This window comes from Nitrosomonas sp. Nm132 (genome assembly GCF_900100485.1).
In the GTDB taxonomy this organism is placed as follows: domain Bacteria; phylum Pseudomonadota; class Gammaproteobacteria; order Burkholderiales; family Nitrosomonadaceae; genus Nitrosomonas.
Map to the genome: position 1 here is coordinate 1 of NZ_FNDH01000022.1, position 11,946 is coordinate 11,946.

The 11,946-nt window shown below is 49.6% G+C and carries 9 protein-coding genes and 2 pseudogenes; 6 read left to right on the forward strand and 5 right to left on the reverse strand.

Annotation, left to right across the window (positions count from 1 at the left end; genetic code table 11):
- Positions 1-199 precede the first annotated feature (199 nt).
- Positions 200-1,605: pseudogene (locus BLP80_RS09100) on the reverse strand (transposase).
- 147 nt (positions 1,606-1,752) lie between these two features.
- Positions 1,753-2,843: pseudogene (locus tag BLP80_RS09115) on the reverse strand (IS630 family transposase).
- 209 nt (positions 2,844-3,052) lie between these two features.
- On the opposite strand from BLP80_RS09115, the gene BLP80_RS09120 reads away from it, so the two are divergent.
- The 4 genes from BLP80_RS09120 to BLP80_RS09135 are packed head-to-tail and all read left to right on the forward strand — an operon-like array spanning position 3,053 to position 7,494.
- The gene (locus BLP80_RS09120; protein WP_090542504.1) at positions 3,053-4,189 is read left to right on the forward strand and encodes an ABC transporter permease; all 1,137 of its coding nucleotides are present in this window, start codon (positions 3,053-3,055) and stop codon (positions 4,187-4,189) included.
- Positions 4,190-4,224: 35 nt separating this feature from the next.
- Positions 4,225-4,920, forward strand: coding sequence for an ABC transporter ATP-binding protein (locus tag BLP80_RS09125; RefSeq protein WP_090542506.1), 696 nt, complete (start codon positions 4,225-4,227; stop codon positions 4,918-4,920).
- Positions 4,917-6,005: an HlyD family secretion protein gene (locus tag BLP80_RS09130; RefSeq protein WP_090542509.1), complete on the forward strand. Its 1,089-nt coding sequence runs from the start codon at positions 4,917-4,919 to the stop codon at positions 6,003-6,005. The genes BLP80_RS09125 and BLP80_RS09130 overlap by 4 nt, the downstream gene beginning before the upstream one ends.
- Positions 5,980-7,494, forward strand: coding sequence for an efflux transporter outer membrane subunit (locus BLP80_RS09135; RefSeq protein ID WP_090542511.1), 1,515 nt, complete (start codon positions 5,980-5,982; stop codon positions 7,492-7,494). The genes BLP80_RS09130 and BLP80_RS09135 overlap by 26 nt, the downstream gene beginning before the upstream one ends.
- A 93-nt stretch (positions 7,495-7,587) precedes the next feature.
- On the opposite strand, the gene pyrC is transcribed toward BLP80_RS09135, so the two are convergent.
- A complete protein-coding gene (pyrC, locus tag BLP80_RS09140; RefSeq protein WP_090542513.1) occupies positions 7,588-8,631 on the reverse strand; it encodes a dihydroorotase in 1,044 nt (347 codons plus the stop codon).
- Positions 8,632-8,649: 18 nt separating this feature from the next.
- Positions 8,650-9,510, reverse strand: coding sequence for a 16S rRNA (cytidine(1402)-2'-O)-methyltransferase (rsmI, locus tag BLP80_RS09145; protein ID WP_090542515.1), 861 nt, complete (start codon positions 9,508-9,510; stop codon positions 8,650-8,652).
- Between the two features lie 84 nt (positions 9,511-9,594).
- Between rsmI and BLP80_RS09150 the strand changes: the two genes are divergently transcribed.
- On the forward strand, positions 9,595-9,933 hold the full coding sequence (locus BLP80_RS09150; RefSeq protein WP_090542517.1) for a YraN family protein: 339 nt from the start codon (positions 9,595-9,597) through the stop codon (positions 9,931-9,933).
- A gap of 1 nt (position 9,934) precedes the next feature.
- Here BLP80_RS09150 and BLP80_RS09155 read toward each other — a convergent pair whose 3' ends face one another.
- Complete coding sequence (locus tag BLP80_RS09155) at positions 9,935-10,675, reverse strand: pteridine reductase (protein ID WP_090542577.1); 741 nt, start codon at positions 10,673-10,675, stop codon at positions 9,935-9,937.
- An 84-nt stretch (positions 10,676-10,759) separates the two neighbouring features.
- Between BLP80_RS09155 and BLP80_RS09160 the strand changes: the two genes are divergently transcribed.
- The gene (locus tag BLP80_RS09160) at positions 10,760-11,944 is read left to right on the forward strand and encodes a class I SAM-dependent methyltransferase (protein ID WP_090542519.1); all 1,185 of its coding nucleotides are present in this window, start codon (positions 10,760-10,762) and stop codon (positions 11,942-11,944) included.
- The last annotated feature ends 2 nt before the right edge of the window (positions 11,945-11,946 follow it).

Consider the following 11,946-nt stretch of genomic DNA (forward strand, 5'->3'; position numbering starts at 1 on the left):
ACAGCCATGACGCCTTGCTCATCCAAATATCCCAAAATAATTCGTGCCCGAAACACCGCTTTGTAGGGCTCCGTTTGGCTATTCGCCCGCCGCTCTAATGTTTTCCGCGTCTGTTCATCGCAATTTAATAGCTGCATATCCTTCCTCCCTGGAAGATAGCATGCACCTTATCGCTTAATAATGCAATTAAGCACTAGTTTCAGTTCTGGCTGCAAACCCGCGCCAACGTTGAGTTTTCGTCCCGGACCGTTTTCGCCTTCGCCAGTGCAAACCGCAAACCTTGTTTCCGGATCAGAGGCTGTGAAAAGCACCACCTGGGCACTGGTTGCAACTGGTCGGTAGCGGATAAAATAAGCAGAACGAACGATTCATCTTTTTTATTCCTGCTATGACGACTCCATCCATCCCTGATTTGTTTCCTGAAGACCTCGACATGACTCGTAACCCGGGTTTTATCAGAATGTCCCATTTGGGCAAAAGCGGGTTGCGCTCCAAATCTGGCTTCGATCTCCCGCATGGCTTTCTTGGATAGAGAAACGCCTTTCTGGTAGAGCCTACGGCTCAATTTTACCATCGGGTGGATACCTTTCCAGGTCATGCTTTTCGCCCATTCCAGCATGGTTGCGGTATCCACCAGTTGGGCACCATTCCAATGCTGTTCCAAAATTCCCCAGCACCGTTCGATGGGATTATACTTGCTGTGGTATGGCGGGTAGTACAGCAGTTGGATGATTTTGCCGGTAGCATCGGCGAACTCCACCATGCGCTTGAGAAACTGGGTACGCACACCGCTGCTTTCCGGGCCATTGTCTACTTTGAGTTGGATGTGTGTTATCACGGCCTGCTTTTCCTTGGGGATGGCCTGTCACCAGTCCTCCAAGCCATCCACGATGAAGTCACTGGTCTTGAAGGAGCTTCCAAACGTCAGATGCAACTGCCCACTATCCTCTTCCACGATCCCAAACGGAACCTGCTTTTCCTCGCAGCCCATATCGTGATCGGCGGCTTGGGTGTCACCGCAGGTTTTCCCGCCCCGTGAGTATTCCCCGATCTTCACAGTGGCCTTGCAGTCGATGCTCAGGCGCATGACCTGCCCAACTTCCAAACACGCAGGGTCTGCTAGGGGGTTTCCGTCCTTGTCTGCGATATTGGCAAAGATGGCATCCGTTTTCGGGAGTTTCTTTGGAGTTTGGCCTTGACCACCTTGCGTAGGCGGTAACCATTCCGGTTCAGCACCTCCGCCATCGTGCTGGGCGATGGTAGGTCATCCTCCGGAAAACCTTGGGCGCGTAACCGATCCAACACCGCCGCCACGGTCAGCCGGGTATACGATAGCGCCGTACGGAAGGTCGGGTCTTGCTGACAGTGCGATTCCGCCAATGCCCATAGGGCCTGCGCCACGTCTGGGTGCTTCTCCTCCCAGAGGCGGTTTCCGCAGTATGCTGCTTGCGCCCCCAGGCAAATCACGCCCGTGCGCTGTTCATTCAGCCCGAGTTCGATCGTGTCGCGGTTCCAGCCAAACACCCGCTCCGCCTGGCGGGGATTGCCCCGGCAATATTTCAACGTCATCGCCGCCTGAAAGGACCGGCGTTCCGGTCCGAGCATTTTCGAACTTGCTAGTACTCAGTCATTCGATTTGGGAGGTGCTCAGGGGCGCAACAGTCGGGGTAGAGGCAGACAGCATGATCAGGCTCAGTGGTTAAACAAGTGGAAGCCCAATTCTACCTCAATGGGAATAACCTTTCTCGGAAATCACCTAATCTCGTCAATGCCCTTCAGAATTCGTGCCTTTAGTTCATCAATGGAGCTTACGCGGATGTGGCGCAGAAAGGTTCTGGCCACCTTCGAGAAGGCGCACTCGATCAGGTTGAGCCAAGAGCCATGCTTGGGGGTATGGACATACTTGAAGCGCCCTGGCCGAGTTGCAAGATAGGCCATGGTCTCTTTCGAGATGCGTGCCGAATGATTGTCCAGTACCACGCGGATGATCGCCGTGGGCGGGTAGTGTTCATCGAGTTGCTTGAGCAACGCGATGAACTCCGCGCTACGATGACGGTTTTCCACATTGGCAAAGATATGCCCCGAATGCAGATCAATTCCGGCCAGTATCGACACAGTGCCATGTCGAATATATTCATAGTCGCGCCCAACGGCTGAATGTTTTCCGGGAATGGGTGGCAGGTCGAATGTGGTTAGTCCGATGGCTTGAACACCAGGTTTTTCATCGACGCGGACGGTATAGATGGGTTCAGGCTGTCCGTCATGAACCGCGCCTTCGCGATAGATCGAAACGTCCTGGTAAACCAGCAGGACTTCCTGCATCTTGTGGTCAAAATCCGGATCCCGTTTTTCCAGGTAGTAGCGAATCTTGTGGGGCTTGATTTCGTTCTCATCGAGAATGCGCCAGACGGTGCTCTTGCCTGCGCGCTAGATGGGGAAAGACCGCCGCCTCAGTGCACTCAGATACAAAGCGCGCTAAGCCGGAGATTGTCCACAGTTCCGCCGCCAAGCCATAATCTTTTGGCTTAGTGGCAGGTGATGCTCGCTACCCAGGCGCGGGCTTCATCGCTAATCTCAGGTTTGTGCGGGCGGTGATAGGTATCCTTCAATCCCCTCTGCACACCTGCCGCCAGCGCCTTGTCGATACATCGGTAGATCGCCGGGCGACCGACCCCAATTTGCCGTTGCAGGCCAGTAATAGAGATACCATCAGCATAGTCGATCAGTATCTTGGCGCGTTCAATCTCGCGCGCCGGTGCTGTTCTTGATCTGGATAGCTCCTTCAGCATCTTCTTTTGATCCTCCATCAACACCAGCGCTGCACGTTTCGTTTTCCCCGCCATGGTCACCTCCGTCAAGAGTTGCATGATGTATAAGAACCATGGTTATTATAAGTCAATCCGTAATGCTAATGCTGAAACGAACTGCTAGTGAAAAAAGTGCGATAATCGCCTTAAGATAACCAAGGCTCATTGCACATGATGGATTCACTTCTCAGCGCATCCTTATCCATCGATAATTCTCAAAATGAGTGTGTTAAAGGGAGTGACAAATGAAAGGGATTTTGAAACTTGCCTTTAAGCTTCTCGTAAACGACAAAGGTAAATATGCCGCTTTATTGGTGGGAATTACCTTTGCTGTATTTCTCATGGTCCAGATGACATCCATTTTCTCGGGCATTCTTACCAAAGCTTCATCGACGGTCATTAACCTGGGGGCTCAAGTCTGGGTGATGGATCCGTCGGTGACTAACGTCGCTAGCAGCATTCCTTTGCCAAGCTACGTGCTGGATGCTGTTCGCAGCATCGATGGTGTCAAATACGCTGTCCCATTGTATTCCGGAGGTGCGTTAGTCAAGCTTGAAAGTGGAGTATTTCAATTCGTCACTGTGTTAGGACTGGATGATAACAGTCTGCTCGGCCGCCCCGAACTTATCGAGGGCAAGATCGAGGATATCTATGCTGAGAATGCCTTTATCGCCGTTCAGGATACAGAAATTTCTAAATTGGGAAATCCCCGTCTCGGCACAGAATTTGAGATTAACGATCATCGCGGCGTTATCGTGGGACTAGCCAGGGTGTCAGTGAGCGGATTGTTCGGAGTTCCCACTCTTTATACCACTTACAGTAAAGCGATTCAGTACATCCCATCAACACGATTCACGGTTGCTTATATTCTCGTTGAGCCGAAAAGTCATGACGCCATTGCCTATATTCAGGATCAAGTCAGACTGCTGGGTTATGAGGCGCTCACCAAACAGGAATTCATGCAAAAAATTGCCGATTACTATAAATATCAAACCGGACTGGGAACCAATATTCTGATCATGACAGCCGTAAGTTTCCTGGTTGGCCTATCCATCTCAGGACAAACGTTCTATACCTTCATACTGGAGAATCTGGAAAAATTTGGTGCCTTGAAAGCAATTGGCGCCAAGGGAAATGAACTCGTTTATATGATTCTTTTTCAGGCGACCTTTTCGGCGCTAATTGGCTATGGATTAGGAGTGGGTCTTTGCGCTTTTGTCATCACGCTCGCAAAGCTCAGAATTCCAGAATACTCTGCTAATATCACTTTTACTACCCTGACTTTTGCTTTAGTTATGGTGCTGATTATCGCGGGAATCTCGAGTTATATTGGCATACGAAAGGTGCTGAAGATTGAACCCTTCGACATCTTCCGTAGCTAATTCAAACTGACTGCGACCTCTTTTATATTTATGCTGTGAAACCTGCAATTTCAGTCAATGAACTAACCAAGTGGTTTGGTGAAGGCAATCTCAAAACCTTTGCGGTAAGAGAGGTTAGTTTTGAAGCTTATTTTGGTGAAATATTATTTATTGTTGGTCCATCAGGAAGTGGAAAAACGACATTATTGAGCATGATTTCGGGTGTTCTGCGTCCAAGCTCTGGAACTGTGGCAATAGATAATGTCAATATCTGGCAATTGGGATCTGATCAGATTGCTGAATTTCGGTTAAACAAAGTGGGTTTTGTTTTTCAGGATTATCATCTTTTCCCACGCCTGACGACGGTCGAGAATGTCGCTATCCCTCTGATTCTGAGGAAGCAAAGCTGGGATGAAGCTATCAGCGAAGCAGCACACTATCTGGAAATTGTTGGGCTCAAGAATAAGGCAGAGCTCCCACCGATGAAGTTAAGTGGTGGCGAGCAGCAGCGCGTTGCCCTGGCCAGAGCCTTGGTAAGCCAACCGGATTTAATGATCTTTGATGAACCCACCGCGTCGCTGGATGGCGAGACCGGACGGCGTATCATGGATTTTGTAAAAAATAACATCCTCAGCGACCAGCGCTGTATTTTGATTGTCACTCATGATAGCCGGATTCTCGATTATGCCGACAGAATCATGAAAATGGAGGATGGCAGGATTATTGGTTTTGAGAACGGGAGGAATAATTGAGAAACCAGATCATTATCGCCATTGCCATAGGCGGCATGATTGTTGGTTTAGTAAGCGCCTATTTGTTCAGTCAGCGAAAGGTGCCGCCGCCACCTGTTTTCAATCCTGCATCCAATCCCTATGCCAAAGGGATCTACTCGACGGGTATTATCGAAAGCTACCAGCCCACTGGAGAGAATATCAATCTTTATCCTGAAGTCGCTGGCGTCATCACTCAAATTCTGGTGACCGAAGGACAAACGGTCAAGCAGGGAGAACCTTTGCTTCAGATGGATGATTCCATTCAGCACGCAACGGTAGACCAGCAACGTGCGCAGTCCGAAGCAGCGCATGCGCTGCTGGAACAACTGAAGGCCCAACCGAGGAAAGAAGTTTTGGATATTTCTAAAGCACAACTGGATTTTGCGAGAGCAAATCTGAAAACTGCCGAAACCCAATTGGAAAAGCTGCAACACGCCTATGACATGGATACCAAATCGGTCAGCAAGGATAGTCTGGATAATGCAATCAATGCTGCCAAGGTCGCCCGGGCCAGCCTTGAGATTGCTCAGAGGAACTACAATCTGACCAAGGCAGGAGCCTGGAGTTACGATATCCAAAGCCAGGAACGACAATACATCGCTTTATCCAAAGCTTATCAAGCAGGCAACGCCTTGCTGGCAAAATATACTATCCGCACACCGGTCGATGGCGTCATACTGTCAATAAGAGCTGCAGTGGGTAGTTATATCTCGCCTCAGGGTATCTATAGCACGTACACAGAAAATTTCAAACCCGTCATGGTGATGGGAAATTCAGAAAACAACCTGGCTGTGAGGTGCTATGTCGATGAGATTCTAATTCACCGGCTGCCTGATGTTTCTAAAATGAATGCGCAAATGTCGATTCGCGGTACCAACATTCGCATCCCTCTGGAATTCATTCGTTTGCAGCCCTATGTTTCGCCCAAGATCCAATTATCGAATCAACGAACAGAGCGAGTGGATGTCAGGGTATTGCCGGTACTTTTTCAGTTTGAAAAACCAAAGAATATTCAGCTATACCCAGGCCAGCTAGTAGATGTTTATATCGAAGAGAACGAATAGCGAAGATCTGCAGCAGTTTTCTCATATTAAGGAAAGAATTCTGCTGGCCGGACTCTGGTTAGTCTGGTTACTGACATCAACCGGCTGTGCGGTTGGACCTGACTTTGTTCGCCCCTCCCCCCCCGAAACTGATCGCTACCTGCCTGGCAAGCAACTGCAGAAGACCGCTCCAGTTGATGGTCAGACACAATATTTTGAGCAAGGCGCTGAGATCGCAGCCGATTGGTGGCAGTTATTCCAATCCCCCCAGCTAGATGCGCTTGTGAAGGAAGCCATCGCCAACAACTCAACCCTGCAGGCGGCACAGGCCGGTCTGGAGCAAAGCCAGGAGAACTTGCGGGCAGGCTACGGCGTTTTCTATCCTCAGATTGACCTTGCAGGAGGGGCAAGTCGCCAGAAGTTCTCAGCTGCTCGCTTCGGGAGTCCTACCAGCAGCATTTTCAACCTTTTCACATTATCCGCCACAGTCAGTTATGCGCTGGACGTGTTTGGAATCCAGCGGCGTACGGTGGAGAGTCTCAGCGCCAGAAGAGATATTCAACGCTATACGGTGCTGGCCACCTATTTGACTTTGATTGGCAATATAGTGAATACCGTGATTGCCCGGGCAGCATACGAAGCTCAGATTCAAGCGACTCAACAAATGATTGATTCGCAGCAAGAGCAAATTAAGCTTAGCGAATTGCAGACGCAAGCAGGCATTGTTGCATACACCAGTCTAGTCAATCTGAGAGCTCAACTTGAAGCACTGGAAGCTTCGCTCCCATTGCTTGAGCAAAAGCGCAGCCAAGCCGAACACCTGCTTGTCACATTGATTGGTCACGCTCCTGGGGAGCATGCATTACCCAAGATTGATTTAGCTGATCTCTCGTTACCAACCAGTCTGCCCGTAACGCTGCCTTCCAGCCTGGTGCGCCAGCGCCCTGATATTTTGCTGGCAGAAGCACAGCTGCATGAAAACAGCGCTTATATCGGCGTTGCTACCGCCGCAATGTTTCCCAGTTTTACCCTGAGTGGCGTCTATGGTCAAAATAACCGCAATTTCCTGGATCTTTTTCTGAGTAACGGTAATTTCTGGAGTATCGGTACCAACTTCGTTGCGCCGTTATTTCATGGCGGGACATTGTGGTTACAGCGCAAGGCAGCAATCGATGCCTATCAACAATCCCTGGCATATTATCGTCAAACCACCCTCGACGCCTTGACACAGGTGGCTGATGTCTTGCTTGCACTGCAGCATGGCGCTGAGGCATTACAACATCAATCGCAAGAGCTCGATTTGGCGCAAGAAAGGATGCAGTTGGTGCAGACAAATTATCAGGCGGGTCTGGTTAATTACCAGCAAGTTTTGATTGCCGAGAATCAGTATTATCAGAGCAGGATAAATTATCTGCAAACATTGGCTCAGCGCTTTCAGGATACCGCCGCCTTATTTGTGGCACTGGGTGGCGGCTGGTGGAATAGGGAAGGAAAAGAACTGTCATCATGAGGCAGCGAAGGGTTATTCAATGTCGAGTTACCACCAGAAACCGATAAAGTAAAAACAGGGCACTGATTCATTTTTTCTCTGCGTCGAATCAATTCAGTTGGATATCTTCCAGGAAACGCGCTCACCTGCCCGTAGCGGAATCAGGGATTCTTCCCCAAACTTCAGTTGCTCTGGCATTGTCCAGCTTTCCTTTTTCAATGTAATACGATCGGTGTTACGCGGTAGTCGATAAAAATCCGCGCCATGGAAACTGGCGAATGCTTCCAGCTTATCCAGGGTGCCTGCTTGTTCAAAAACCTCTGCATACAATTCAATCGCCGCATGAGCAGTGTAAATTCCGGCACAGCCACAAGCGCTTTCTTTACCCGACACTGGGTGCGGCGCGCTATCGGTTCCGAGAAAAAATTTGGGATGGCCGCTGGTCGCGGCCCCAATCAGGGACAGGCGATGGGTTTCCCGCTTGAGAACGGGTAAACAGTAATGGTGGGGCCGGATACCGCCTGAAAACAGGGCATTGCGATTGAGCAGTAAATGATGAACGGTGATAGTGGCTGCGACGTTTTCTGAGGCTGCACGCACAAATTCGACGGCTTCGCACGTCGTGATATGCTCGAATACGATGCGTAACCCGGGGAAGCGCTGCGTCAGCGGCAGCAGCACGCGGCTGATAAAGATCTTTTCCCGATCGAATACATCGATATCAGGATCAGTTACCTCGCCATGCACCAGCAATGGCATGCCAATCTGTTCCATCATGCCTAACGTAGCAAAGCATCTGGCAATGTCCGTCACCCCGGCATCGGAGTTAGTCGTGGCACCAGCAGGATAGAGTTTAACTGCATGCACAACGCCACTCTCTTTGGCCCGCTTGATTTCAGCAGGCGACGTATTGTCAGTCAGGTAGAGCGTCATGAGCGGTTCGAAATATCCCTGTAGAGGAGCCGGCGCAGCCGCGAGAATACGGGCACGATAGGCTACTGCCATATCAACGGTGACAATCGGCGGCCTGAGATTAGGCATGATAATCGCTCGGGCAAACCGTCTAGCGGTATCAGGCAACACATCCTGCATCTGTTTGCCATCACGCAGATGCAGGTGCCAATCATCGGGGCGAGTAAGTGTTAGGGTTGTTTGCATGTTAATTGTCTTAAATCTTCAATGGTTGGACATCATTTCTTTTTTTGATAATGCGAACGTATAGAGCTTTTTCCTGTTTTCACCGGTAATCTCGGCTGTCAGTTGCACCGCCTGCTTCAAGGGCAGGTTTTCCATCAGGATATGCAGCGTATGCTCCGCTTGATCGGTGATTGCTTTGCTATTTTCTGTTACTGCCGGAGACAGTAACAATACGAATTCACCTTTTTGCTGATTTTCGTCAGATTGCAGCCATGTCAGGGTATTGCTCAGATCGGCTGTATGAATCGTTTCGAATAGCTTGGTGAGTTCCCTGGCGATCGTTATCTGACGCTGCTCCCCAAATACTGCAATCATGTCGGTAACACATTCCAGCAAGCGATGCGGCGCTTCATGAAAAATCAGGATACAGGATGATAAGGATTTCAATGATTCCAGTTTGCGTGTGCGCTCGCCAGATTTGGCCGGCAGGAAGCCATAAAATAAAAAATGAGGCGCAACCATGCCTGATGCTGAGAGTGCGCACATCGCTGCATTTGCGCCAGGGATGGGCACGACCTGATAGCCCTGTTCCCTGACTTGATGAATCAACAGGGCACCTGGATCGGAAACGCCAGGGGTGCCTGCATCCGTTACCAGGGCGACCGATTTTTGCGCTGCCAGCATCGCGATAATTTTTTCGGTAGCAGCGCGTTCGTTGTGCTGATGCAGCGTGATCATACGGGTGTAAATGGCGTGATGCACCAACAAGCGTTGCGTGATATGAACATGTTCAGCCGCAATCACGTCCACTGCGGCCAATACATCCAGCGCGCGCAAACTGATATCACGCAAATTTCCAATTGGAGTAGCCACTACATATAATGTACTTTTGGTCAGCATTTCTTATGGCTGGTTTCTTATAATTTTCAATATGAATTGTCGCACAACTTAAACATTATTCAGACTCAGGAAGAATAAGTCATCATGAAAGGAAGTAGCGCAGAACACCTGGCCGCTCTGTTCCTGCAACGCCAGCACCTGATTTTGCTTGAAAAAAACTATCGTTGCCGTTTCGGTGAAATCGATCTGATCATGCGTGATGGCGCAACGTTGGTTTTTGTCGAAGTCAGAATGCGATCAAGCAATTGGTTTGGCGGCGCTGCAGCCAGTATTACAACGGCCAAGCAAGCCAAACTTATCCGCGCTGCCCGGCACTACCTGTCTGGACTTAATACCCTCCCTCCCTGCCGGTTCGATGCTGTGCTGCTGACGGGCCATCATAGTCAGGAGATAGAATGGATTAAGGATGCATTTGGCGAATGAGTTACAAATTAATACTGCGCCCGCCATCCACTGCGATAATCTGACCGGTAATAAACGGCGCATCCGCAATCAAGAAATGCACGGCCCTGGCAATATCCTCAGGTTCTCCCATACGCTTGAGCAACGTCCTGTCTATGATCTCCTTGCGCAACGATTTATCGATCCATTCCTCATGCTCTGGCCACAAAATAGGGCCTGGTGATACGCCATTGACGCGAATGAGCGGCGCAAGCTCCAATGCGAGCGATCGGGTAAGCGCAGCCAACCCGCCTTTGGCTGCATTATAAATCACATAATTTTTCAAAGGCTGTTCCACGTGAATATCCACGATATTGACAATACAACCATGCCGCTTTTCCAGATAAGGCACCGCTGCCTGCGATAAAAACAAGGGTGCTTTAAGATTGCTGCCCATCAAATCCACCCAAGCTTGTTCAGTAAGTTGGCCGATCGGTGTAGGGAAAAAGCTCGAAGCATTGTTCACCAAGGCATCCAGTTTACCGAATCGCCGTACGGTCTCCTCAATCAAATCCGGTAATCGATCAATATCCAGCAGATCAGCCTGAATCAGCGCAACCGAATCAGAGCGGGTTTGTTCGAGGGTTTGTTGTAACATTTGCGCGTCATTCTGTGAAGAACGGTAATGCACCATCAGATTTGCACCCTGGGCATGCAGCTTACAACAAATAGCCGCTCCGACGCGCTTGGCTCCGCCTGTGACCAGAATAACTTTATTTTTCACAGTCATCCGCTTTTCCCCTTTTACATACGCTACACTTAGCTATTACCTTTTTTCACAATCTACCATAAAACTGCTTCACTCTAGATGCCTACCGTTACTTTACCTACCCCCAGTGAAACCGCACTCCAATACAGCCACGCATTACAAAATGCGATTCGCACAAGAATCAATGCTGCAGGTGGTTGGATTTCTTTTGCCGATTTTATGGAAGCGGCGCTCTACACGCCTGGCATGGGTTACTACAGTGCTGGCGCGGCCAAACTCGGTCAAGCCGGGGATTTTGTCACGGCGCCAGAAATATCTTCATTATTTGGCAAAACCATTGCGCGACAGGCTGCTCAGGTATTCGAGCTGATCGGTCACAACGATATTCTGGAATTTGGTGCAGGCTCCGGCAAGCTGGCGCTCGATTTGCTGCTTGAACTGGAACAGCGAGGTTGTTTACCCAAACGATACTTCATCCTCGAAGTCAGCGCTGATTTACAGCAGCGACAACGCGAATTATTCGAAAAATACGCGTCACATCTTGTTTCATCCATTCATTGGCTAACCTGTCTCCCGAATGAATTTAACGGCCTCATCCTGGCCAATGAAGTGCTCGATGCTATGCCAGTCCATCTGGTGGTGTGGCAAAATCATCATGTCTATGAGAGGGGGGTTAGCTGCAATCAGCAAGCTTTTGAATGGCAGGAGCGCCCTTTGATTGGCGGAGAGTTGTTTGAAATTGCCCAGGAATTAATACCATTTAGAGATGCGATGGATCACGATTCATTCCGCTACGCCAGCGAGATCAGCCTGGCCACCCGGCATTTCATGCGCAGTCTGGCGCAGATACTCCGCCAGGGGGTGATTCTGCTGATTGACTATGGGTTCGGACAAAGCGAGTATTATCACCCCCAACGCAGTCAGGGAACGCTGATGTGTCATTACCGACACCATGCGCACGATGATCCCTTTTATTTACCAGGATTGCAAGATATCACCAGTCACGTTGACTTTAGCGCAATCAGCCGAGTTGCGCTGGATAGTGATCTCCAATTACTTGGCTACACCAACCAAGCGCACTTCCTGATCAACTGCGGCATCACTGAGATTTTAGCTTGTATACCCGCGGACAATACCCATCAATATTTGCCATTGGCCAATCAATTACAAAGATTGGTCAGTCCCGCTGAAATGGGTGAATTATTCAAGGTAATCGCCTTTGGCAGGCAGATTGATCAATCGCTCATGGGATTTAGCCGCGGTGACAAAAGCCGGTTATTATAAAA